We start from the raw sequence: 24,039 nt of genomic DNA on the forward strand, positions 1-24,039 counted from the left end.
GGTGCGCCCCATGAGTGCGAAGGTTCGCCTGTATGTAGATCACCCGCTGGGCGCGGGTCAACCTGTCCCGCTGACGCGGGAGCAGGCGCATTACTTGTTCGGGGTGATGCGGCTGGCGCAGGGCGATCTTGTTGCGCTGTTCAACGGGCGCGACGGCGAATGGCAGGCGCAGGTGGCCGAGGCGGGCAAGCGCGGCGGGTCGCTGGTGTGCGAAACGCAGTCGGCGGGGCAGGCGGTGCCGCCCGACGTCTGGCTGCTGTTCGCCCCGATCAAGAAGGCGCGCACCGATTTCATCGTCGAAAAGGCCGTTGAAATGGGCGCGCGGCGGATCGTCCCGGTGCAGACCGATTTCACCAATTCCGAGCGCATCCGGCAGGACCGGTTGCAGGCCCACGCGGTCGAGGCGGCGGAACAGTGTGGCGGCACCTTCGTGCCCGAGGTGGCCGATTTGCACCGGCTGGACCGGCTGCTGGCCGACTGGCCCGAGGGGCGGCAGCTGATGTTCTGTGACGAAGCGTCGGCGGCGGGGGGGCTGGACGGTGCGCCGCAAGGGCCGTGGGCGATCCTGGTCGGGCCAGAGGGCGGGTTTTCGCAGGCCGAACGCGACCGGCTGCGGGCGCTGCCCTTTGCCCGTACCGTCAGCCTTGGCCCGCGCATCCTGCGCGCCGATACCGCTGCGGTGGCGGCGCTGACGCTGTGGCAGACAACATTGGGAGACTGGACATGATCCGCAAGGCGACCAACGCCGATATCGGCAAGATCGCGATGTTCCTGGAACACCATATCGACACGTCGATGTTCCTGATGGCCAACCTGATGGCCTTTGGCACCGAGGATACCGAGCATCCGCATGGCACGCGCTATTTCCTGCGCGAAACCGGCGACGGGGTGAACGGCGTGTTCGGGGCGACCAACAACGGTTTCTTGCTGATCCAGATGCCGCGCCTGACCAACGCCGAGGCGCAGTTCTATGCCGCCATGATGCAGGGCTATACCATGGCGGGCATGACCGGCGACGATGAACAGGTGTCGATGGTGCTGGACGCGCTGCCGCTGCCCGAGGATGCCTGGGCGGTGAATGACGGGCAGGCGCTGTTCGCGCTGGACCTGGCCGACCTGCCGGACGGTATCGCCGGACCGGTGCGCGCGTCCGAGGACAGCGACCTGCCGCTGCTGATCGACTGGGTCACGCACTACCTGACCGAGACCCAGACCGGCGATCCGGCCAAGGCGGCGGCGCAGGCGCAGGCGTTCATCGACCAGCGCCAGCCCTATCTGCTGATCGAGGACGGCCAGCCGGTGGCGATGGCGGCGCTGAACGCGCGGGTCGGCGATACCGTACAGGTGGGTGGCGTTTTCGTCCCAAAGCCTCTGCGCGGGCAGGGGCGGGCCGGGCGCATGGTGGCCGGGCACCTGGCTGAACTGGCGGACGAAGGCGACACCCGGGCGCTGCTGTTTGCCGCGTCGGACGATGCCGCGCGGGCCTATCGCAAGATCGGGTTCCAGCGCGTCGGCACCTACCGCGTGGCGATGCTGCGCGAACCGGTCACGCTGGGCAACCCGCGGTGAGCCTGATCCGGCCCGAGGTGCGCGCCGCGCTGCTGCGCTGGCAGGAACTGATCGTTGGCGCGCTGGTTCTGGCGCTGGGGCTCTATTGGGCGCTGGGCACCGGCGGTGTGCTTGGCTGGATCGGTTACGCGGTGATCGTGCTGGGGCTTGGCCTTGTCGCGATGGGCGTGCAGCGCGGGCGGTTCCGGCGCGGGGCCGGGGGCGCAGGGGTGGTGCAGATCCTCGAAGGGCGGATCACCTATTTCGGGCCGATCAGCGGTGGCATGGCCAACCTGTCGGAACTTAGCGCGCTGAAGCTGGACCCGTCGTTGACACCTGCCCATTGGGTGCTGGAGCAACCGGGCGAGGTGCCGCTGTTGATCCCGGTCGATGCCGAACAGGCCGAGGCGCTGTTTGATGTCTTCATTTCCCTGCCCGGGCTGCAAAGTGGACAGCTGTTGCGGGCGCTGGAGCATCCGGGGGATCAAACGGTTGTGATCTGGCGGCGCAACGGCCCGCCGGGCCATGTCGCCCGATTGCATTGACACCCCTCGCTTTTCCGCTCATGGCTGGACGCTCAGACTGACGCGAACGGGAGAGCCCCCATGTCCATCCCCCAATCCGGTGGCGGACCGATCGAACGGCACGAACAACTGGCCGAATACCTTGCCGAGGGCTGCAAGCCCAAGGAAGACTGGCGGATCGGCACCGAGCACGAGAAATTCGGGTATCTGACCGATACCCATGCGCCGCTGCCCTATGACGGCGAGCGGTCGATCCGGGCCGTGCTGGAAGGGTTGCGCGACCGCTATGGCTGGGGCGAAGTGCGCGAGGCCGGGGTGCTGATCGGGCTGGAAAAGAACGGCGCGAACGTGTCGCTGGAACCGGGGGGTGCGCTGGAACTGTCGGGTGCCCCGCTGGAAACCATTCACCAGACCTGCGACGAGGTGAACGAGCACCTGCGCGAGGTAAAGTGCATCGCCGACGAAATCGGCGTCGGGTTTATCGGGCTGGGCGCGGCACCGGACTGGTCGCACGAAGAAATGCCGCTGATGCCCAAGGGGCGCTACAAGCTGATGGACGCCTACATGGGCACCGTGGGCAAGACCGGCACCACGATGATGCGCCGCACCTGCACCGTGCAGGTGAACCTGGATTTCGGATCCGAGGCGGACATGGTGAAAAAAATGCGCGTGGCGCTGGCGTTGCAGCCGGTCGCAACCGCGCTGTTTGCCAATTCACCGTTCTTCGAGGGCAAGCCCAACGGGCTGAAAAGCTATCGGTCGTGGGTCTGGCGTCACCTTGATCCGGCGCGGACCGGGATGCTGCCCTTTGTGTTCGATGACGGTTTCGGGTTCGAGGCCTATGCGGAATATGCGCTCGATGTGCCGATGTATTTCGTCTATCGCGACGGCAAGTACATCAACGCGCTGGGCCAGTCGTTCCGCGACTTCCTGAAGGGGGAATTGCCGGCGTTGCCGGGGGAAAAGCCGACCCTGTCGGACTGGGCCGATCACCTGACCACGATCTTCCCCGAGGCGCGACTGAAGAAATTCATCGAGATGCGCGGCGCCGACGGTGGCCCGTGGCGGCGCATCTGCGCGCTGCCGGGGTTCTGGGTCGGGTTAATGTACCACCAGGACAGCCTGGATGCGGCCTGGGACATGGTGAAACACTGGGACGACGAAACCCGCGAAGCCTGGCGCGTCGAGGCCAGCGAGCGGGGTTTGCAGGCGATTGTCGGTGGCCGTCGGATGATCGACCTTGCCGCTGAAGTCGTCGACATCTCGCGCGCGGGTCTGAAGGCGCGGGCCCGGCCCGGGCTGGGTGGCATGGTGCAGGACGAACGCCACTTCCTGCACGCGCTCGAAGACAGCATCGAGACCGCCAAGACCCCGGCGGACGAATTGCTGGACGCCTATAACGGCCCGTGGAATGGCGACCTGAGCAAGATCTACAAGGAATTTTCCTACTGATCTTGCCCTACTGGGCTTTGAACAGATGCGGCTGGCTGGCTTCCAGATCGTCCAGCAGCCGCTGGTAGCCGGTATAGATCCCGTTCCAGCGGATGCGGGTGCCGTTTGTGGCCTGAACATACCAATGGCCCGAAAGATCGGTGCCGATATCGGTGATATCGTCCAGCGCGATGTTTCCCCGGGCCGGGCCGAAGGGCGGAATGCCAAAGCCGGTCGGGCCGGAAATCGTGTGATCTGTCCATGTCACCGCATAGACCGGGCAAAGATTGCCGAGAATCGCCAACCCGATCAGGACAAAGCCCAGCGCCAGCGCCAGCGCTGTCTGCTGCTGCCCGGTGCTGTAGCCCGCGCGGAAATGGACAAAGGCCGAAAGAGACAACCAACCCACCGTCAGGCTGAGCGCGGCGACAGCGACAATCACCACCCGGCTGGGGCGGATGCGGTTTTCACCGCGATTGCCATAGCTGTGCGCCCGACGGTGTCCGATCGCCGAATACAGGGCAAACAGTCCGGCTCCGAACAGGCTTGCCTGGAACAGATGTGCAATCACCCACGCGGTCATGAAACGTCGCCGGTTCGATCGTTTTGCGTCAGGGGTGGTCAGCCGTGGGCTTCGTCCGCGGGGGCCGGTTTACCCAGGATCTTCTGACGGTAGAGCGCCTGAATCTCTTCGCGGCGGGCGGCCTGGGATTCCGGTGTCTGGGCCTTTTTCGACTGTTCCAGCGTCAGGTAGGCATTCCACGGGTTGTGCGCCTGCGGTTTCTGCCCGCCCTTGCGGCTTTTGGCCGGGGCGGCGCCCTTTTGAGCGGTCTGGGTGGCCAGCAGAGCGGCACCGCCCACGGCGTGGTGGTGATAGACCGGGCTGGGCCCAAAGCGGTTTTCAAACCGCTGCGACGGCCACAGCATCAGGGCCAGAAATCCCAGCGATGTCAAAAGCATGAATATCTGATAGGCAAAGATCGGCGCGGTGCTGCCGGCCATCAGCGCGGCCATCGCGGCAGCCATTGCGAAGGGATACCCGATCTGCGGCGCGTATATCATCAGCAGCCAGAACCCGGAAAAGCCGACGTCGTGCAGACGGCGGATGGTAACGGTGTGGTAGGGCAGGAAATTCAGGATCAACACGTAGGGTGTCCACCAAGCCGCAATGTTCCAATCGAAATCGGCGGCACTTTCGGCACGCATGATCTTGTCGAAATCGGCGAACACCGCGGCCGCGGTCAGTGCGGTCGAAAACAGCATGAACCACCAATACTCTGCGCGCGTCGCCCGACCCCGGACAGAGAAATATTTGACATAAACCGTCTGGACGGCGTCGAGTGGTCCCATCATCGACTGATACCCTTTGTACTATTCCCGCTAGAATTTTGTTAACGGGAAAGCCCTCGTGAGGGCGGCAATGGGTCAATTTCAGGGCAACCTGGTTTTTTTGTCAGGGCAGCGCCACGTCGAGGAACGCGTCGATCTGTGCGTCGGTCATCGACCAGTCGGTCACGAAACGCGCCGTCAGCAGGGTGTCGGGATCCCCGTTGTAAAGCGTACCGCCGCTGAGGTGGTACCGTGCGCCGGCCGCGGTTGCCCGCTGGTGCCACGCGCGCGGCAGGCTGGCATAGATCATGTTGGCGGTGGGGTCGTTCTCGATCACCACACGGTTCGACTGGCGCAGGCCCTGGGCCAGACGGGCGCAGGCGGCATTTGCCCGGGTTGCCAGATCGCGCCACAGGTTGTCGGCAAGATACGCGTCCATCTGCGCAGCCAGGAAACGGGTCTTGGAAAACAGGTGGCCGCCGCGCTTGCGCCGGTGGGCAAAGCTGCGGGCCATGTCAGGATCGAAGAAGATCACCGCTTCGACCCCCATCAGCCCGTTCTTGGTGCCGCCAAAAACCGCGACATCGACACCCGCCTTCCACGACATTTCGGCCGGGGTGCAGTTCAGCGCAACGCAGGCATTGGCAAAGCGCGCGCCATCCAGGTGCACCGGCAAGCCATATTCCTTGGCGATGCCGGTCAGCGCGCGCAGTTCCGCAAGCGTGTAGACATTGCCGCGCTCGGTCACGTTGGTGATCGACACCGCGCCGCGTTCAGGGCCGTGCACGCCCCTGTTGCCTTCGTTTTCAATCGTGGCGCGCAGGGCATCCGACGTCATCCGGTCGGTGCCCGGCACCAGCACCAGCTTGGCCCCGCCGGTGTAGAATTCTGGCGCGTTGCATTCGTCTTCCTGGATATGCGCCACCGGCGAACAGAAGACCGCCTGATAAGGCTGGACCAGCGTCCCCAGCGCGATCACATTCGCCGAGGTCCCGGTGGCGGTCAGGTAAACCGCCGCCTCGGGAGCTTCGAACAGGTTGCGCAGTTTTTGCTCCACGGCTTCTGTCAGGGGGTCGGTACCATAGGCCATGGCATAGCCGTCATTGGCGCGGGCCAGGGACTCCAGAACCTGCGTGGGGACGGGACCAGAGTTGTCAGAGGCGAAATGCATCAGGTGGGCTCCTCGATGATGTGGTCTTCCCAGTCGTCTTCGTCGATCTCGAATTCGGCCACGGTGCGGTGCTGCATCGACACGCCCGCCGTGTGCACGGTTTCCGGATCGCCCGAGATCAACGGGTGCCAGTCGTAAAGCGGCTTGCCCTCCCAGACCAGCCGGTAGGCGCAGGTCTGCGGCAGCCAATAGGCATGGTCCTCGATGTTCGAGGGTTTCATGACGATACATTCCGGCACGAACTGGTGCCGGATCGGGTATTGCGCGCAGCGGCAGGTGGTGTCGTCGAACAGGCGGCAGGCCACGCGGGTCAGGGCGACCTCGCCCGTCTCCTCGTCTTCCAGCTTGTTCAGGCAGCACTTGCCGCAGCCATCGCACAGCGCCTCCCACTCGCGCGGGGAAAGGTTGGTCAGCGCCTTGTGTTCCCAGAACCGATGGCCCAGGCCGTCGCGGTCGATCGGATCGGTCATAGCGCGGCCAGGATGTCGCGGGCGCGGACGCAGTCGGCATCCATCTGGGTGATCAGCGCGTCAAGGCTGTCGAATTTCAGTTCGGGCCGCAGGAACTCGACCAGCCCGACCGACAGGGTCGATCCGTACAGGTCGCCCTCGAAATCGAACAGGAAGGTTTCCAGGTTCGGCACCTCGCCGTCGAACATCGGTCGCACACCCAGGCTTGCCGCGCCGTGATAGCTGCCCTTGTGCGGCCCGTCCTGCACATCGACCAGCACGGCATAGACGCCAAAGCGCGGCGGATGCAGCCCGTCGATCCACATGTTGGCGGTGGGAAAGCCCAGTTCGCGGCCACGCTGTTCCCCGCCCACAACGGTGCCTTCGATCCGGTGCCAGTGGCCCAGCATCTGGCGCGCATCGCGCGGCCGTCCGTCGGTCAGCGCGGTGCGGATCGCGGTCGACGACACCTGCCCCGAGACCCCCTCGATCAATGCCGCGACGGTGACACCGAACCCCATCTCGGCACCGAAACGCTGCAAGTCTTCCGCCGTGCCAAGCCGCTCCTTGCCGAAACAGAAATCCTCGCCCACCACCACATGCACCAGCCCCAGCCCGTCGGCGATGACCTTGCGGGCAAAGGCCTCGGGTTCCAGCCCGGCCAGCGCGGCGTTGAAATTCAATTCGTAAAGCCGGTCCACCCCCAGCTTTTCCAGCCGGCTGGCGCGCGCGGCGCGGCTCATCAGGCGAAAGGGCGGGGCGTCGGGGGCGAAATACTCGCGCGGGTGCGGCTCGAAGGTCAGCACGCCCAGCGGGGCCCCGGGCGCGGCATCGCGCGCCAGTCCGATCACGGCCTGGTGGCCAAGGTGGACCCCGTCGAAATTGCCGATGGCCGCGGTGGCACCGCGGTCGGCAGGGGTCACATATTGATAGTCGCGGATGATACGCATGGTCGCAGGGGTAGCGCCCGCACCCGGCGGGTGCAAGACAGCTGTCTTCTTCTGGCGAAAAATATCCCGGGGAGTGTGAGGGGCAGCGCCCCTCACCCCGACCGACGCCCGCGCGTCAGTCGAACTTGCGCGACGGCGCCAGCACCATGGCTTCGCCGATCAAGACCTTCTTGCCGTCGACCAGGCATTTGCAATCCAGCTTCACCCGGCGCTTGGCGTGGTCGATGTCGATCACCGTCACCTCGGCATGCACCACGTCGCCAGGCCGTACCGGGCCCAGGAACTTCAGCGACTGGCCCATATAGACCGTGCCATGCCCGGGCAGCTGTTCGCCGATCACGGCGGAAATCAGCCCGGCGGTCAGCATCCCGTGGGCAATCCGCCCTTCGAAAATCGTGTCGCGGGCATAGTCGTCGTCCAGGTGCACCGGGTTGCGGTCGGTCGAGACCTCGGCAAACAGTTCGATGTCGCGATCAGTGACCTGCTTGCGCAGGTGACGGGTCATGCCCATCTCGATATCTTCGATGCAGATCGTGCCACGCGGCAGATTGTCGAGCATGTCAGCCTCCTTGACCATCGGCGAAGTAACTTTCGGACGATTATGAGATCAGTCTTGAAATTTTATTACTTCGCGACTGCAGCAATTTCAAGGAGAAATTATGTTACCGCAAGAAACCGATGCTGAAGGTGGGATTAGCGTTTTCCTTGTTCAGATAGGCGCTTAGCGCTTCGGCGTCGGGCTGCTGCGTCGTTTTGGTCTCAGTTGCGGCCAATCCGCCGGTGATGAACAGGGAATCGATGTCCTCGCCCATGGCGCCCTTGATGTCGGTGGCGATGCCGTCGCCGATGGCCAGGATCCCGGCGCTGTCCACCTGTTTGCTAAGCGCCGACAGGCGGCGGCGCGCCAGGTCATAGATCGGCGGATGCGGTTTGCCGAAATACAGGCTTTCGCCGCCCATCTCGGTATAGAGCCGCGCCAGCGCGCCGGCGCACCATTCGCGTCTCTCACCCCGATCCACCACGATATCGGGATTGGCGCACAGCAGTTTCAGCCCCTTCTGCTTGGCATACAGGAACGCCGGGCGGTTCACCTCCAGCCCGGCATGGGGATCGAACGGCCCGCAACAGACGATGCCCTCGGCCTCCTCCAGTTCGACCCGTGCGATTGGCACCGGGGTCTCGATCAGCTTCAGCGGCTCGAAGAACGGCAGGTCAAAGTCGATCCCCATGAACCAGACCTTCTGGCCCACCGCGCCCTGGTACATCGCCGCCCGCGCGCTGTCGCCGCTGCTGGCGATGTCGTCGTAGCAATCCGTCGGCACGTTGAACCGCACCAGTTGCTTGGCCACCTCGTGCCGCGACCGCGGTGCGTTGGTCACAAGGATCACCGTGCCGCCCCTTGCGCGATAGGCCTGCAAGGCCGCGACCGCCTCCGGATAGGCGGTGACGCCATTGTGCACACAGCCCCACAGATCGACGAACAGCGCGTCGTAACGGTCCGAGATCTCGGACAGGGCGTGGATGATCTGGCTCATGTCAGGGGTCCTTTCGCGCGGTGGTGCGGCTGGTATGCCGAAGCGGCGGGACAAGGCCAAGCCCTTTCACAAACGAAAAGGGGCGCCAACGGGCGCCCCTCTCGCAATGTCGGGTCCGCTGACGGATCAGACCTTCAGGTTCGGAATGATCTGCTTCTTGCGGCTCATGATGCCCGGCAGAACCACGGTGTCACCGGTCACGCTGGCACCAAAGCTCTTTTCAGCCACGGCTTTCACCAGGTCGTTCGGCACCAGCAGCGTGGCTTCCTCGTTCAGGATGTCGACAACGAACAGCAGCACCTGGTCGGCGCCGTCTTCCTTGGCCACGTCGACCATCGACGCCATCAGGCTGTCCTTGCGGTCCAGCACCAGCTTGGGCGCGGTGGTTTCCAGCACGGAAACGCGGAAATCGGTGCCGTCGACAGTGTATTCCTTCGAATCCATCCGCAGCAGTTCGGCGTCGGAAAACGCGCTGACGTCCGATTTCGCTTCGAACATCTCGGACGCATAGGCGGCGATATCGACACCCAGCTCCGCAGCCAGCTTCTCGGCCACGGCCTTGTCATGGGCGGTGGTGGTCGGGCTGCGGAATTCCAGCGTGTCGGACAGGATGCAGGACAACGCCGCGCCCTTGATCGCCTCGGGCATCCTGGCGGCGTCCTCGCCCATCAGGTCGACCATGATCGTCGCGGTGCACGCCAGCGGGCGCACGGTGATGTCGATCGGCCCCTTGGTTTCCAGCCCGCCCACCAGCTTGTGGTGGTCGATGATGGCGGTGATGTCGGCCGCGTTGATATCGGCGGGCAGTTCGGCCGGGTTGTTGGTGTCCACGATCACCACCGGGGTGCCTGCGTCCACGGCCGAGATGATTTCCGGCTTGTCCAGCGACCAGCGGGTCAGAACGAACGCGGCCTCGGTGTTGGGCTCGCCCAGCAGAACGGGCTTGGCGGCAACGCCTTTGACCTCGTTCAGGTACCAGGCCCAGATGATCGGGCTGCCGGTCGAATCGGTGTCGGGGGATTTGTGGCCGAAAACCAAAGTGGTCATGAAACTGTCCTCGAATTCAGATGTCAGGATTTGGCGCGCTTATAAAAGCGCTTTTGACAAATGTCACGCGCTCATGCTGCGCTGCGGCGAAAGCGCGCCGGAACCACGCCGCCCCCCGCGTTTCCCCAGTCTTTGGTTTTCCAAATACCTCGGAGGTCTGGAGGCAGAGCCTCCAGGGCGCGCGCTGGCGCGCCATCGGCGTGCACGGCACGCCGCGCTCGGATCGGGCGCAGCCCGATCCGAGCCGTTGACGTCAGCCTTTGCCGGTCAGGGCTGCCGCCGGATCGTCCGTTCCAAGCTCTTCGAAATCGAAATTGTCCAGCCGCCGTGCCCGCCGCCCGGCCTTGTCGGCGCTGATCTTGATGTCGGAAATATCCTTGGCCGCCTGAGAGAAATGCCGGTCAAGGTTTTCGACCCGCGCCCCCAACCGGTCCACGTCGGCGTAAAGCAGGCCCAGTTCCTTGCGGATCGCACCGGCCTGTTCGCGCATGCGGGCATCCTTCAGGATCGCGCGCATCGTGTTCAGCGTGGCCATGCAGGTGGTGGGCGACACGATCCAGACCCGCAGCCCGAACCCCTCGCGCACCAGCTCGGCGAAATTCGCGTGCAACTCGGCATAGACCGCCTCGGACGGCAGAAACATCAGCGCGCCATCGGCGGTTTCGCCTTCGATGATATAGCGATCGGCGATGTCGCGGATGTGCTTGCGCACCGCAAGCCGCATCTGCTGCGCGGCGCGGTTGGCCTGCTCCTTGGTCTCGGACCGGCGCAGCATTTCATAGGCTTCCAGCGGGAACTTGCTGTCGATGCAGATCGGTCCGGGCGGGTTAGGCAGGTGAATCAGGCAATCCGCGCGCCGCCCGTTCGACAGCGTCGCCTGCAACGTATAGCTGTCCGAGGGCAGCGCCTTGGACACGATGTCGTGCAGCTGGATTTCGCCAAACGCGCCGCGGGTCTGCTTGTTCGACAGGATATCCTGCAGCGAAAGCACGTCACCCGACAGCTTGGTGATGTTTTCCTGCGCCTTGTCGATGGTCTTCAGCCGTTCCTGCAATTCACCCAGCGAATGCGCGGTGCGCCGGGACGCGCCGTGCAGGTTGTCGGTGATCTGGGTCTGCACTTCGGCCAGGCGCTTTTCCATCAGTTGCAGCATGGCGGTCTGGCTTTGGGCCTGCGCCTCCGACACGTGATGCAACCCGCCGGCCAGCCGTTCCTGCCCATCGCCCAGCATCTGGACCCGCTGACCCAGCGTGCCCAGTTGCTGCGCCAGCGGTTCGGCCATGCGCGCGGACCGGCCCGCCGCGCGCACCGCCATGATCAGCAGGATCACGATCAGCAGCGCCAGCGCCGCCCCCAGCAATCCGGCCAGAACGGCGGGATCGTCCAGCGTGTAGGTGGTTTGCCCGATGGTGATCATGTGCGTCCGAACAGCCGTTCGATATCGGCCAGCTTCAGTTCGACATAGGTCGGACGGCCGTGGTTGCACTGGCCGGAATGCGGCGTCGCCTCCATTTCGCGCAGAAGTGCGTTCATTTCTTCCGCGCGCATCCTGCGGCCCGACCGGATCGAGCCGTGGCAGGCAAAGCGGCTGAGGATCGCCTCGAGCTTTTCCTGTACCAGCTGGGTGCTGCCGCTGTCGGACAGTTCGTCAAGGATATCCAGCACCAGCGCCTTGGCGTTGACCTCTCCCAGCAGGGCAGGGGTTTCGCGCACGGCGACGGCGTTGCCGCCGAAGGGCTCAAGCGTCAGCCCCATGCGCGACAGGTCGTCCGTGACGGACAGAAGGCGGGCGATGTCGTCGGGCGACAGGTCGATGATTTCGGGAATCAGCAAGGCCTGCGCGGCGACCCCGGTTTTGGCCATCTGGCGTTTCAGCTTTTCATAGACCAGCCGTTCATGCGCGGCATGCTGATCGACGATTACCATGCCATCGGCGGTCTGGGCGATGATGTAGTTTTCATGCACCTGCCCGCGCGCCGCCCCGAGCGGCAGCGAATCGGGCTCGGTCGCGGTGTCGCACTGCAGGTCCACCGGGTCGACCACGCGGGCGCTGAAGGCATCGCCGATTTCGGCAAAACCGGGCGCTTGCGCTGCCCAACCGGCGGACCGCGCGGCGGGCGAGGGGCGGTCCATCTGGTAGACGCGCGGCTGTTGCGGTGCCTCTGGCCGGAACGCGCCCAGCGTCGCGGCGGCCACGGTCGACGACGCGCGGTGCCCGGCTTCGGCCAGCGCGTGGCGCAGGGCCGAGACGATCAGCCCGCGCACCAGCCCGGGATCGCGAAAGCGGACCTCGGATTTGGCGGGGTGCACGTTCACGTCCACTTTGTGCGGATCGCAATCGACGAACAGCGCCACGGCGGGGTGGCGGTCGCGGGACAGGAAATCGGCATAGGCCCCGCGCAACGCCCCGATCAGCAGCTTGTCCCGCACCGGGCGGCCGTTGACGAAGAAATACTGCGCCACGGCCGACCCGCGCGAATAGGTCGGCAAGGCGGCCAGACCGGTCAGGCGGATGCCCTCGCGGTCGGCGTCGATGCTCAGCGCGTTCTCGGTGAAGTCGCGCCCCATCACGGTGGCCAGCCGCCCGCGCAGCGCGTCGAACAGATCGCCCTGTTCGGGATCGGCGCGGAACGTGATGCGGTCGGCCCCGCCGCTGACATCGCGCAACGTGAACCCGACCGAAGGTTCGGCCATGGCCAGCCGGCGGATCACGTCGCCGACAGCTTGCGCTTCGGCCCGGTCGCTGCGCAGGAATTTCAGCCGCGCAGGGGTGGCATAGAACAGGTCGCGCAGGGTGACGACGGTGCCGCCGTTCAGCGCCGACGGCTTCACCGCCGACATCGCGCCACCCGCGACGGTCAGTTCGGCCCCGTCCTGCCCGGCGGCGCGGGACTGGATCATCAGCCGCCCGACCGCGCCGAGCGAGGGCAGCGCTTCGCCCCGGAACCCGAAGGAATGAATGTCGAGCAGGTCCGAACCGTCGATCTTTGACGTGGCGTGGCGCGACAGGGCCAGCGGCAGGTCGTCGGGCGCCATGCCGCAGCCGTCATCGGTGACCCGGATCAGTGTTTTCCCGCCATCGGCGATTTCGACCGTGATCCGCCGCGCGCCCGCGTCGATGGCGTTTTCCACCAGTTCCTTGACCGCCGACGCCGGGCGTTCCACGACCTCGCCCGCGGCGATGCGGTTGATCGCTGCGTCGTCCAGTTGCCGGATAATCGGGCGGATGTTGGGGGAATGCTCGTTCATTCCACGATATCTAGCAGGGCTCCCGCGATTCTGAAACGGCAAAGGCCCCCCTGTTATGGTTCCTGCATCTTGCCCATATTAGAATGGCCCCGGCAGCCCAAGCGCTGCATCATGACCAAGGAGACATGTCGTGAAAACTGAAACGGTCGATGGAAAGACCCTGGAAACCTGGACCCCGGCCGAGGTCGCCGACGCGGTCAACAAAGGCGAGGTTGTGCTGATCGACGTGCGCACGCCGCAGGAATACATGTTCGAACATGTCGAAGGCGCACTGCTGTTGCCGCTGTCGTTCTTCAAGGCCAGCGCCTTGCCCGGACAAAGTGACAAGCGCATCGTGTTCTATTGCGGTTCGGGCGTGCGGTCCGAGAGGGTGTCGCGTGCGGCGCTGGACGGCGGGCTAGACCTCGTGGCGCATCTGGAAGGCGGCTTTGGCGGCTGGAAAGCGGCCAAGTTGCCCTATATCGGCACCAACATGGCGACCGGTGCGCCGCAGGCCGTGACGCCCTGAGCGCCGCCGCCATCCGGTGAAAGAAGAGGGGGCCTGTGCCTCCTCTTTTTGTTGCCGGTTGTGTGGTGCCGCGCAGACAAGAAAAAGCCCGGGCGCGAACGCCCGGGCAGGTTGTCTCAAAAGCTGACAGGAAGGAGGAGATCAGCTCTTGGAGAATTCGGGATAGGCTTCCATCCCCAGCTCGGCCATGTCGAGACCCATGATCTCTTCTTCTTCCGAGACGCGGATGCCCACGACCATCTTCAGGATGAACCACAGCACGGCCGAGACCACGAAGACGAAGATACCGACGATCACGATCGAGATCAGCTGGCCGCCGATGGTTGCATCGGGGTTGGTGAAGACCACGGCGATGGTGCCGTAGATGCCCGCCATCAGGTGAACCGGGATTGCGCCGACAACGTCGTCGATCTTCAGCTTGTCCAGCAGCGGCACGGCGAAGACCACGATCACGCCACCGAAGGCACCGATCAGGGTTGCAGCCCCCAGAGTCGGGGTCAGCGGTTCCGCGGTGATCGACACCAGACCGGCCAGAGCGCCGTTCAGGACCATGGTCAGGTCGACCTTCTTGTAAAGCACCTGAGTCAGGATCATCGCGGCGATGGCACCACCGGCAGCCGCGGTGTTGGTGTTGGCGAAGATCCGCGACACGTCGGCGACGTCACCCACGGTGCCCATGGCCAGCTGCGACCCGCCGTTGAAGCCGAACCAACCCAGCCACAGGATGAACGTGCCCAGCGTTGCCAGCGGCAGGTTCGAGCCCATGATCGGCACGGTGCGGCCTTCCTTGGTGTACTTGCCGATCCGCGGACCCAGGATCAGCGCGCCGGCCAGAGCAGCCCAGCCACCCACGGAGTGCACGACGGTCGAGCCTGCGAAGTCAAGGAAGCCGTACTGGCTGTCCAGGAAACCGCCGCCCCACTTCCACGACGCCTGGATCGGGTAGATGATACCGGTCAGGACAACGGTGAAGAACAGGAACGGCCACAGCTTGATACGCTCGGCCAGGGTGCCGGACACGATCGACGCGGTGGTGGCGCAGAACATCAGCTGGAAGTAGAAGTCCGAGCCGGTCGAGGCATAGCCATAATCGTCGGCCCCGTCGCGGGCCACGCCCACGGCTTCCAGAACGGCAACGCCAAAGGCGCCCAGATAGCCGCCGGTTTCGTCAGAGCCGACCGACCAGTTGCCCAGCGGGTACATCAGGTTGTAGCCGATCAGGTAGTACATGACCGCGGCGATCGCGAACAGCGCGATGTTCTTGGTCAGCTGCATGGCCACGTTCTTGGACCGCACCAGACCCGCTTCCAGCATGGCAAAGCCTGCGGCCATCCACATGACCAGGAAGCCGCCGATCAGGAACAGCAGCGAGTTGAAGATAAAGATCGAATCCGACGATGCGTCGGTGCCGGGGGTGGCATCCTGCGCAAGGCCCATCACGGGCAGCGCGATCAGCGCGGCAGCCGGGGCGAGCGTCTTGAGAAGTTTCATATGTCCGTTTCCCTCTGTCTTATCGGTTGCCGCGTCAGATTGCGTCGGCGTTGGTTTCGCCGGTGCGCACGCGGATCGCCTGCTGCACGTCCAGAACGAAGATCTTGCCGTCGCCGATCTTGCCGGTTTGCGCGGTCTTGGTGATCGTTTCGACAACCTGGTCTGCCATGGCAGCGGCGACGACGATTTCCAGCTTGATTTTCGGCACGAAATTCACCGCGTATTCTGCGCCGCGATAGATTTCGGTATGGCCAGACTGCGAGCCGAAGCCCTTGATTTCGGTCACCATCATGCCGCGCACGCCCACGGCGGTCAGCGCCTCGCGGACCTCCTCGAGCTTGAACGGCTTGATCGTTGCAATGATGAGTTTCACCTTTGTCCCTTTCGGTTGCTTGAGCAGGTTTCGCAGGGCGCAGCCCGCGTTTCGCCATCGCAGAAAGCGCGCAGAGGGGCGATTTAGGAAGGAGTCGCACCGGAATCCGGGGCGAGCGCCTCAAAAAGTTGCACAAAAAATGCACAAACGACATGTATTGATTAAACTTTAACCGAAACTAAAACCGAAACTTTGGGCGCTTTGAGGTCAACATCGGCGCGCGAAGCCTGTATGCTACATGAAAAAGACAAGTGTCCGGGCAGTCAGCATGAGTGATTCAAAACGGCCAAAGAGCCGGTTGGTGGCCGATCGCCGCTATCCGTCGGCTTCCGCGCAAAAGCCCAAGCCGCAGCCCAAGCCAAAGGCCGCGGCCCGGAAACCTGCGCGCAAACAGCCGGCCCGGGGCAAGAAGCGCAACCCGCTGGTCGCCTTTTTTCTGGGAATTTTCACCTGGACCTTCCGGCTGGTGTGGCGGCTGTTCGTGCGGGTGTCGGTGGTGGTGGCGCTGATCGTGGCGCTGGCGGTGGGCTACATCTATACCACGCTGCCCAACCTGTCGGACCTGCTGGACGGACGGGCACGCGGGTCGGTCACCATGCTGGATCGCAACGGCCAGATCTTCGCCTGGCGCGGCGACCAGTTCGGCGGCGTGGTGACCGCGCAAAGCGTGTCGCCGCACCTGCGCAACGCGGTTGTCGCCACCGAGGACAAGCGCTTTTACAGCCATTTCGGCCTGAGCCCGCGCGGCATCGCCAGCGCGATCCGGATCAACCTGTCCGAAGGGCGTGGACCACTGTCTGGGCATGGTGGTTCGACCATCACCCAGCAGACCGCCAAATTGCTTTGCCTTGGCGTGATCTACGACCCCGACGAATGGGACAGCGAGGCTGACTATGTTGCCGACTGCCGCCGGGGATCGCTGGTGCGCAAGGGCAAGGAGGCGCTGTTCGCCCTGGCGATGGAGGTGAAGTTCTCCAAGGACGAGATCCTGTCGATTTACCTCAACCGTGCCTACATGGGCGGCGGCGCCTATGGGGCCGAAGCCGCGGCGCAGCGCTATTTCTCGAAACATGCGGCTGAACTGAACCCGGCAGAATCGGCAATGCTCGCCGGGCTTCTGACGGCGCCGACGTCGCTGGCACCGACCAGCGATCTGGAACGGTCCCAGGATCGGGCCGCCACCGTGCTGCGCCTGATGAACGAACAGGGGTATCTGAACGCCGAAGACACCGCTTATTACCAGCAGCACCCGGCCACCCTGTCCGAGGCCGCAGATACCCGCCGCGGGGGCTATTTCGCCGATTGGGTCATGGTATCAGGCCCGGATTTCTTCACCCGCAACACGACCGAAGACGTGGTGATCCGCACCACGCTCGACCCGCGTATCCAGACCGCAGCGGAAGATGCGATGACCGAGATCTTCTCGACCAAGGTCAAGGAAGGATCAAAGGCGCAGGCAGCGATCGTGGTGATGAGCGCGGACGGGGCGGTGCGCGCCATGCTGGGCGGCCGTCAAGTCAAGGCGTCTGGCGTGTTCAACCGTGCCACGCAGGCGAAACGCCAGACCGGGTCGGCGTTCAAGCCCTTCGTCTATGCAACCGCGCTGGAACTGGGCTACAGCCCGCTCGACACGGTGGTGGACGAACCCTATTGCCTGAACATCCCCGGATCGGGCCAGTGGTGCCCGAAGAACTACAGCAATGAATACAAGGGCCGTGTCACCCTGACCGAAGCGCTTGAAGACTCGCTGAACATTCCGGCGGTGAAAGTATCGGAAAGCGTCGGCCGCGATCTTGTGCACAAGGTGGCTTATGATTTCGGTATCCGCTCGGAACTTGCCGACAGCCCGGCGCTGGCCCTGGGCAGTTCCGAGGCCAGCCTGCTGGAAATGACCGGAGCCTATGCCGGCATCCTGAATGGCGGGTCATCGGTGACCCCCTACGGGCTTGTCGATCTGCGCCTCAAGGGCGAGACCGAGCCGCTGATGGGCACCGGTGGCGGCATCGGGGAACGGGTGATCAACGAATCCGCCGCGCGCAAGCTGGTCTGGATGATGGAAAAAGTGGTCAGCCAGGGCACCGGGCGGCGTGCGCAACTGCCGGGCTGGCAGGTGGCCGGCAAGACCGGCACCAGCACCGAGGCGCGCGACGCCTGGTTCATCGGCTTTACGGCCGACTACGTGGCGGGTGTCTGGATGGGCTATGACGACAACACGCCGCTGAAAGGGGTTACCGGCGGTGGCTTGCCGGCCGAGATCTGGCACGAAACCATTGCCCGCGTACACGCGACCGATACACCCAAGCCGCTGCCCATGGTCGCCCCGGAACCGCCGCGTCCGGAATCGGTGTCACAGCCCGCGCCGCAACCGCAACGGAAAAAACGCGACACGTTCCTTGATCAACTGATGCGCGACATTCTGGGGGGGGGGCGCAACTGACGCCGTGGGACTGTTGTGCCCTTTCATCTTTCAATAAATACTCAAAACGCGCCGCCGGGTGGCCAGTGATGCGTTTTGAGTATTTGGAGAAAGATGAAAGGCAGGTCAGCCCGCCTTGCGCAGGTCCGCGATCATCGCATCGATATCGCCGCGCCGCCTGTCCAGCATGGCGCCGACCTCGGTGCGTTCTGTCAGCAGCATGTTGATGCCATCGATGTAGATGTTGAAGAACAAGTCCTTGCCGGTGCGGTCCGAGACATGGAAATTCACCTCGAACGGGGCTTCGCCGCGCAGAAAGGCGGTGGTCGTCACCTCGTAGTAGTTCTTCACGCTCTTCGAGCCCTGGACCTCGAGCCGTCCGCCGATGAATTCGCGGAACCGCTTGCCGTACTTGCGCGAGATGTAGCCGGTGAAGGCGTCTGTGAACGCCTTTTTCTGGGACGTGCTGGCGCGGCGCCCGTCGACCCCCATCGCGTAGGCGGCAATGTAGGAAATATCGCCGAACTGGCGGAAGATGCGTTCGAAATCGCCATACATCGCGGATTCGGACTTGCCGCTGTCGATGACGCGGTTGATCTGGTCCACCAGCTTGTCGACCAGCGACTTTGCCTCGGCAGTGTTCAATGCCAGCGCCGGCAACGGAAACACCGCCGCGGTCGATGCGGCGAGGAAGGTTCTGCGGGAAAACGTCATCGGATCAAAACCCTTCGGTATCCAGTGCGTAGGGATCAATATAGGTATCTTTCGCCTCTTCACCCAGTTCGAAGCGACGGTTCTGCAAGTAAATCAGGCGTGCCTGAGCATAGCTGTCGGCGCTTTCGTACAGGATCGAGTCGACCGTGTCGCTGTAGCGGCCGCGGTCACCCACCTTGGACGCTACGCGCGTGGCGGTACCGTAGTAGCGCTCGGGCCTGGGCAGGGCGTATTCCAGCGGGTTCGTGAACATATCGACCACTCTGCCCGCGGTGTCGCGTTCGGTCGACGGCCCCAGCAAGGGCAGTTCGACATAAGCCCCTTCCGGGACGCCCCAGACCTGGAGTGTCTGGCCGAAATCGCTGGGCCGTTCGGGCAGGCCCATGTCGGTCGCCGGGTCGAAAAGCCCCAGAAGCCCGATGGTCGAATTGATCGTGAAGCGGAAGAAATTGTGCATCACCCCTGCGACATCGCCTTGCAATGTCTGGTTCACCATCGAGGCGGGCGTACCCAGATTGTCGGCGAAGTTCGACACCACGTCCTGCACTTCGTCCGGGACGACCGTGGCATAGCCCTTGCCCGCCGGACGCACCAGCGCGCGATCCAGACCCTTGTTGAATTCGTGGGTGCGGCGGTTGGTGGTTTCATACGGATCCCAGATGCCATCGGGCGCCTGGCCCGGGCCGGGAGTGGAACAGGCCGCAACGGACAGCGCAAGGGCAGTGGCGGCGAACAGGCGTGGCAGGGTCCAGGTCACGGTGAAATCCGGCTATTGAAACGGGCGGTCACGAATACCATCGTCCTTACCTAGTGCGTTTGTCAGCGGGACCCAATGGCGCGCCCCGCAATCCATGGGGTTGTGGCACAAACGATACAACGCTGGTGCGAAACTCAAACTTGCCGTATTCCTACCGAAAAAGCGGGTGCAATACCCCAGAGCATAGAAAATCCGGACGGGATTACCAATGGCATTAAAGAATTTTGACGCTGGCCTTGCCGAACTGAAGGCAGCGCGGCGCGAAAGCCGCCCCTATTACTGGTTCGTTGCGGTCTTCAGCTTCCTTGTGAACCTGCTGATGCTGACCGGTCCGATCTACATGTTGCAGGTCTACGACCGCGTGCTTGGGTCACGGTCCGAGGCGACATTGCTGGCGCTGACGCTGCTGGTGGCGTTTCTTTATGGCTCCATGGGCTTGCTGGACTATGTCCGCGGTCGAATCATGGGGCGCGTGGCGGCCCGGTTCCAGTCACGGCTGGACTTGCGGGTGTTCGATGCGGTGATGCGGCGGGCGGCGATCCGCCCTGACGAGCTGTCGGCCAGCGGGCTGCGCGATCTTGAATCGGTGCAGCGGTTGATGTCGTCACCGGTGCTGATGTCGCTCTTCGACATTCCCTGGACGCCGTTCTTTCTGTTCGGGATCATGCTGTTCCACCCGTGGCTGGGCTATCTGGCGATGGGCGGCGGGGCGATCCTGATCCTGGTCACCATCCTGAACCAGGTGTTCACAAAGTCCCCCACGCTCAAGGCAAACGCGGTGTCGATGCGCGCCAATCAGGTTTCCGAGCAGATCCGTAACGAGGCCGAGATGGTGCAAAGCATGGGGATGCAGAAATTTGCGTTTCTGCGCTGGCACGCGGCGCGGAAAGAGGCGCTGCGCAGCCAGATCGGCTCGGCCGACCTGCTGGGCACGTTTTCTGCCACAACGAAGACCTTCCGCCTGTTCCTGCAATCGGCGATGTTGGGGCTTGGGGCGTATCTGGTGCTGGCGGGCGAACTGACCCCGGGGGCGATGATCGCTGGCTCGATCCTGATGGGGCGCGCGCTGGCGCCGATCGAACTGGCCATCGGCCAGTGGCCGCTGGTTCAGGCTGCGCGCAAGGGCTGGCAGAACCTGGCCCAATTGCTGAGCGAAGTGCCCGAAGAACAGCCACGCACCCCGCTGCCGGCCCCGCGCGCCAAACTGGATGTGCAGCAACTGACCGTTGTTCCGCCGGGACAGCAGCAGGCAGCGCTGCGCATCGTCAGTTTCTCGCTCGAGCCGGGCACGGCACTGGGTGTGATCGGCCCGTCGGGTGCAGGCAAATCCACGCTGGCGCGGGCGCTGACCGGCGTCTGGCGGCCTGCGGGCGGCAAGATCCGGCTGGATGGCGCGACGCTTGAGCAATACGGAAACGAGGCGCTGGGGCGTCACATCGGGTATCTGCCGCAGCGGGTCACGCTGTTTGACGGCACGATTGCCGAAAACATCGCCAAGCTGTCGCCCGACGCCGATCCGCAGAAGATCGTCGAGGCGGCGAAAAAGGCCGACGCGCATGACATGATCCTGAAACTGCCCGACGGCTATGATACCCGCGTGTCGGCAGCGGGCGGGCGGCTGTCCGGCGGGCAGATGCAGCGCGTGGGCCTGGCCCGGGCGATGTACGGCGATCCGGTCTTGCTGATCCTGGACGAGCCGAATTCGAACCTTGACAACGAGGGCAGCGAGGCGGTGAACACCGCCATCCGCGCGATGAAAGCCGAAGGCAAATCGGTCCTGATCATGGCGCACCGTCCGGCGGCGATCAAGGAATGCGACCTGCTCTTGATGCTGGATGGCGGTGCCCGCACCGCGTTCGGGCCCAAGGAAGAGGTCCTGCGCCAGGTCGTGCAGAACCACCAGCAAATCCAGCAAGGCGGCACCGGAGGCGTGCGATGAGCGATATCAACAAAGAGGTCAACAAGGCCTTCCCGATGCGCGGCCCGATGTTGCTGGGCATCATCGTTTTCGCGGTCCTGGTGGGCGGGTTCGGCTATTGGGCGGTGACCACGAATATCTCGGGCGCGGTGATTGCGTCGGGGCAGATCGTTGTCGACCAGAACCGCCAGGTGATTCAGCATCCCGATGGCGGGGTGGTCGATGAAATCCTTGTTGACGAAGGCGACCTTGTCGCGGTCGGACAGCCGTTGATCCGGCTGGACCCGACGTTGCTGAATTCCGAACTGACCATCGTCAAGGGCCAGTATTTCGAACTGGTGGCGCGCCGCGCGCGACTGGATGCCGAACGCGACGATGCGGCAGAGGTGGTGTTTGACCAGGTGCTGCTGGACGAGGCAGAGCTTGACCCGACCATCGCGGATCTGGTCGATGGTCAGATCGCGCTGTTCGACGCCCGGCGCGCGTCGATCGCGCGCGAGGTGGATCAACTGCACAAGCGTGCCGACCAGATTTCCGAACAGGTCAAGGGCATTGACGCGCAGCAGGATGCGCTGTCCACCCAGATTTCGCTGATTGCCAGCGAACTGGCCGACCAGCAGTCGCTGCTGGACCGCGGACTGGCGCAGGCCAGCCGGGTGTTGTCGCTGCAGCGCGAACAGGCCCGCCTTGCCGGGCTGGTGGGGGAACTGACCGCACAGAAGGCGCAGGCCAACGAACGGATCACCGAGATCGAGATCGAGGTGCTGAAGCTGGAAACCCGCCGCCGCGAAGAGGCGATCACCATGCTGCGTGACCTGCAATACCGCGAACGCGAACTGGCCGAACAGCGCCGCGCGCTGGAAGAGCGCCTGAGCCGGATGGTCATCACCGCGCCGGTGTCGGGCGTGGTCTATGGATTGCAGGTTTTTGCCGAACGGTCGGTGATCCGGCCCGCAGAGCCGGTGATGTACCTGGTTCCGCAGGATCGCCCGTTGGTGATTTCGGCGCAGGTGCCGACCATCCACATCGACCAAATCCACCTTGGCCAGGAAGTGGTGCTGAAGTTCTCGGCGCTGGATCAGCGTCAGACGCCAGAGCTGTTTGGCTCGGTCGTCAAGGTCTCGCCCGATGCGTTCACTGACGAAACCACCAAGATGAGCTTTTACCGGGTCGAATTGCAGCTGCGTGAAAATGAAATCACCCGGCTGCCGCCCGATACCACGCTGATTCCGGGCATGCCGGTCGAGGCGTTCATTCGCACCGCGGACCGGACGCCGGCCAGCTATCTGACCAAGCCGTTCATGGATTACTTCGCGAAGGCGTTCCGCGAATAGGCCCATTGCAATTCCCATCGAAGCGGGCCAGCGTGGCGGCAAGATCAGACCAGAGGGAGGTCCCCATGACCAATGCGATCGAGGCCCGTTTGACCGAACTGGGCGTCACCCTGCCGGACGCGCCGGCCCCGGCGGCGAACTATGTGCCGTTCGTGCTGAGCGGCAACATGTTGTATGTGTCTGGCCAGATTTCGAACGGTCCCGACGGGCTGATCCTGGGCAAGCTGGGCGCGGGCATGACCGTTGAAGAGGGCGCCGCCGCCGCCAGGACCTGTGCGCTGAGCCTGCTGGCGCAGGTGCGCGCGGCCTGCGACGCTGACCTGACCCGGCTGAAGCGCGTGGTCAAGCTGGTCGGCTTCGTCAACTCGACCGCCGATTTCACCGACCAGCCCAAGGTCATCAACGGCGCGTCGGACTTCATGGTCGAACTGCTGGGCGATGCCGGGCGGCATGCACGCTCTGCCGTATCCGCAGCGGCGCTGCCACTGGGGGTCGCGGTCGAGATCGAAGGCATCTTCGAACTCGCATGACCCTGCCCACCGCCTTTCTCGACCGGCCGATCGCCCACCGTGCCCTGCATGACAAGGGCGATGGGCGGCCGGAAAATTCGTTGGCGGCGGTGCGGGCCGCCGTGGCCGCCGGTTACGGGATCGAGATCGACCTGCAACTGTCCAGCGACGGCGTGGCCATGGTCTTTCACGACTATGGCCTGACCCGGCTGACCGGGGAAACTGGCCCGATCCAGCAGCGCACTGCGGCAGAACTGGCCGCGATCCCGCTGCTTGGGGGCACCGAAGGGGTGCCGACGCTGGCCCAGGTTTTGCAGGACGTGGCGGGCAAGGTGCCGCTGCTGATCGAGCTCAAGGACCAGGATGGCGCGCTTGGCCCCAACGTCGGTACGCTGGAACGCGCTGCGGCGGCGGATCTTGCGGGCTATGATGGCCCCGTGGCGCTGATGTCGTTCAACCCGCATTCGGTTATCGCGCTGGCCGATCTGTGTCCCGATCTGCCGCGCGGCCTGACCACCGAACAGTTTACCAAAGCGGATTGGCCCACCGTGCCCGCTGCCACCCGTGACCGGCTGAGCGGAATTCCGGACTATGCCCAAACCGGGGCCTGTTTTGTCAGCCATCACTGGCGCGACCTGAACGATCCGCGCGTGGCGGACTTGCAGGCCGCCGGGGCGGCGGTGCTGTGCTGGACGATCCGGTCGCCCGAAGAAGAGGCAGAGGCGCGAAAGGTGGCGGCGAACATCACCTTCGAGGGCTATCTGCCTTGAACCGTGCCGGACCCGG

24 protein-coding genes are annotated in these 24,039 nt (G+C 64.2%); 10 read left to right on the forward strand and 14 right to left on the reverse strand.

What is annotated here, in order from left to right:
• The first annotated feature begins 10 nt into the window (after positions 1–10).
• From VK792_RS00685 to VK792_RS00700, 4 genes are read left to right on the forward strand one after another with little or no spacing between them, the layout of a single operon-like run.
• On the forward strand, positions 11–727 hold the full coding sequence (locus tag VK792_RS00685; RefSeq protein ID WP_326295301.1) for a 16S rRNA (uracil(1498)-N(3))-methyltransferase: 717 nt from the start codon (positions 11–13) through the stop codon (positions 725–727).
• Positions 724–1,569, forward strand: coding sequence for a GNAT family N-acetyltransferase (locus VK792_RS00690; RefSeq protein WP_326295303.1), 846 nt, complete (start codon positions 724–726; stop codon positions 1,567–1,569). The genes VK792_RS00685 and VK792_RS00690 overlap by 4 nt, the downstream gene beginning before the upstream one ends.
• Entirely contained in the window at positions 1,566–2,093 is a 528-nt protein-coding gene (locus tag VK792_RS00695) for a hypothetical protein (protein ID WP_326295306.1), read from the forward strand. Before VK792_RS00690 ends, VK792_RS00695 begins: the two co-directional genes overlap by 4 nt.
• Positions 2,094–2,153: 60 nt before the next feature.
• Positions 2,154–3,524, forward strand: coding sequence for a glutamate--cysteine ligase (locus VK792_RS00700; protein ID WP_326295308.1), 1,371 nt, complete (start codon positions 2,154–2,156; stop codon positions 3,522–3,524).
• Positions 3,525–3,531: 7 nt separating this feature from the next.
• Here the strand turns inward: VK792_RS00700 and VK792_RS00705 are convergent, their stop codons facing one another.
• From VK792_RS00705 to mutL, 10 genes are all read right to left on the reverse strand, one after another.
• Entirely contained in the window at positions 3,532–4,086 is a 555-nt protein-coding gene (locus VK792_RS00705; protein ID WP_326295310.1) for a hypothetical protein, read from the reverse strand.
• A gap of 38 nt (positions 4,087–4,124) precedes the next feature.
• Positions 4,125–4,856, reverse strand: a complete 732-nt coding sequence (locus tag VK792_RS00710) for a DUF805 domain-containing protein (protein ID WP_326295313.1) — start codon at positions 4,854–4,856, stop codon at positions 4,125–4,127.
• 100 nt (positions 4,857–4,956) lie between these two features.
• A complete protein-coding gene (locus VK792_RS00715) occupies positions 4,957–6,003 on the reverse strand; it encodes a threonine aldolase family protein (RefSeq protein WP_326295316.1) in 1,047 nt (348 codons plus the stop codon).
• Complete coding sequence (locus VK792_RS00720; RefSeq protein WP_326295317.1) at positions 6,003–6,473, reverse strand: YcgN family cysteine cluster protein; 471 nt, start codon at positions 6,471–6,473, stop codon at positions 6,003–6,005. Before VK792_RS00720 ends, VK792_RS00715 begins: the two co-directional genes overlap by 1 nt.
• Complete coding sequence (locus VK792_RS00725) at positions 6,470–7,402, reverse strand: bifunctional riboflavin kinase/FAD synthetase (RefSeq protein ID WP_326295318.1); 933 nt, start codon at positions 7,400–7,402, stop codon at positions 6,470–6,472. The genes VK792_RS00720 and VK792_RS00725 overlap by 4 nt, the downstream gene beginning before the upstream one ends.
• Before the next feature lie 115 nt (positions 7,403–7,517).
• Positions 7,518–7,961, reverse strand: coding sequence for a MaoC family dehydratase (locus VK792_RS00730; protein ID WP_326295320.1), 444 nt, complete (start codon positions 7,959–7,961; stop codon positions 7,518–7,520).
• 103 nt (positions 7,962–8,064) lie between these two features.
• Positions 8,065–8,937: a TIGR01459 family HAD-type hydrolase gene (locus tag VK792_RS00735; protein WP_326295323.1), complete on the reverse strand. Its 873-nt coding sequence runs from the start codon at positions 8,935–8,937 to the stop codon at positions 8,065–8,067.
• A gap of 126 nt (positions 8,938–9,063) precedes the next feature.
• On the reverse strand, positions 9,064–9,984 hold the full coding sequence (locus tag VK792_RS00740) for a manganese-dependent inorganic pyrophosphatase (RefSeq protein ID WP_326295325.1): 921 nt from the start codon (positions 9,982–9,984) through the stop codon (positions 9,064–9,066).
• Between the two features lie 253 nt (positions 9,985–10,237).
• Positions 10,238–11,401: a DNA recombination protein RmuC gene (locus VK792_RS00745; RefSeq protein WP_326295327.1), complete on the reverse strand. Its 1,164-nt coding sequence runs from the start codon at positions 11,399–11,401 to the stop codon at positions 10,238–10,240.
• Complete coding sequence (gene mutL, locus VK792_RS00750) at positions 11,398–13,233, reverse strand: DNA mismatch repair endonuclease MutL (protein ID WP_326295328.1); 1,836 nt, start codon at positions 13,231–13,233, stop codon at positions 11,398–11,400. The genes VK792_RS00745 and mutL overlap by 4 nt, the downstream gene beginning before the upstream one ends.
• 130 nt (positions 13,234–13,363) lie before the next feature.
• Between mutL and VK792_RS00755 the strand changes: the two genes are divergently transcribed.
• Positions 13,364–13,741, forward strand: a complete 378-nt coding sequence (locus VK792_RS00755; protein WP_326295331.1) for a rhodanese-like domain-containing protein — start codon at positions 13,364–13,366, stop codon at positions 13,739–13,741.
• Positions 13,742–13,882: 141 nt separating this feature from the next.
• Here the strand turns inward: VK792_RS00755 and VK792_RS00760 are convergent, their stop codons facing one another.
• Together VK792_RS00760 and VK792_RS00765 are read right to left on the reverse strand one after the other, a co-directional pair.
• On the reverse strand, positions 13,883–15,232 hold the full coding sequence (locus VK792_RS00760; protein WP_326295334.1) for an ammonium transporter: 1,350 nt from the start codon (positions 15,230–15,232) through the stop codon (positions 13,883–13,885).
• Positions 15,233–15,266: 34 nt separating this feature from the next.
• Positions 15,267–15,605 (reverse strand): P-II family nitrogen regulator, encoded by a 339-nt coding sequence (locus VK792_RS00765; RefSeq protein ID WP_326295337.1) that lies wholly within the window; start codon positions 15,603–15,605, stop codon positions 15,267–15,269.
• 268 nt (positions 15,606–15,873) lie between these two features.
• Between VK792_RS00765 and VK792_RS00770 the strand changes: the two genes are divergently transcribed.
• Complete coding sequence (locus VK792_RS00770) at positions 15,874–18,042, forward strand: transglycosylase domain-containing protein (RefSeq protein ID WP_326295340.1); 2,169 nt, start codon at positions 15,874–15,876, stop codon at positions 18,040–18,042.
• A 105-nt stretch (positions 18,043–18,147) separates the two neighbouring features.
• On the opposite strand, the gene VK792_RS00775 is transcribed toward VK792_RS00770, so the two are convergent.
• Together VK792_RS00775 and VK792_RS00780 are read right to left on the reverse strand one after the other, a co-directional pair.
• Positions 18,148–18,735, reverse strand: a complete 588-nt coding sequence (locus VK792_RS00775; RefSeq protein ID WP_326295343.1) for an MlaC/ttg2D family ABC transporter substrate-binding protein — start codon at positions 18,733–18,735, stop codon at positions 18,148–18,150.
• A 4-nt stretch (positions 18,736–18,739) separates the two neighbouring features.
• Complete coding sequence (locus tag VK792_RS00780) at positions 18,740–19,492, reverse strand: MlaA family lipoprotein (protein WP_326295345.1); 753 nt, start codon at positions 19,490–19,492, stop codon at positions 18,740–18,742.
• A 208-nt stretch (positions 19,493–19,700) separates the two neighbouring features.
• Between VK792_RS00780 and VK792_RS00785 the strand changes: the two genes are divergently transcribed.
• From VK792_RS00785 to VK792_RS00800, 4 genes are all read left to right on the forward strand, one after another.
• On the forward strand, positions 19,701–21,431 hold the full coding sequence (locus tag VK792_RS00785) for a type I secretion system permease/ATPase (protein WP_326295348.1): 1,731 nt from the start codon (positions 19,701–19,703) through the stop codon (positions 21,429–21,431).
• On the forward strand, positions 21,428–22,744 hold the full coding sequence (locus VK792_RS00790) for an HlyD family type I secretion periplasmic adaptor subunit (RefSeq protein ID WP_326295350.1): 1,317 nt from the start codon (positions 21,428–21,430) through the stop codon (positions 22,742–22,744). Before VK792_RS00785 ends, VK792_RS00790 begins: the two co-directional genes overlap by 4 nt.
• Before the next feature lie 65 nt (positions 22,745–22,809).
• Positions 22,810–23,274, forward strand: coding sequence for a RidA family protein (locus VK792_RS00795; RefSeq protein WP_326295351.1), 465 nt, complete (start codon positions 22,810–22,812; stop codon positions 23,272–23,274).
• Positions 23,271–24,023 carry a glycerophosphodiester phosphodiesterase family protein gene (locus VK792_RS00800; protein ID WP_326295353.1) on the forward strand — a complete coding sequence of 251 codons (753 nt, stop codon included), beginning with the start codon at positions 23,271–23,273 and terminating at the stop codon, positions 24,021–24,023. The genes VK792_RS00795 and VK792_RS00800 overlap by 4 nt, the downstream gene beginning before the upstream one ends.
• Positions 24,024–24,039: the final 16 nt, after the last annotated feature.

The sequence above is a fragment of the Mesobacterium hydrothermale genome, from assembly GCF_035818635.1.
Taxonomy (GTDB): domain Bacteria; phylum Pseudomonadota; class Alphaproteobacteria; order Rhodobacterales; family Rhodobacteraceae; genus Mesobacterium_A; species Mesobacterium_A hydrothermale.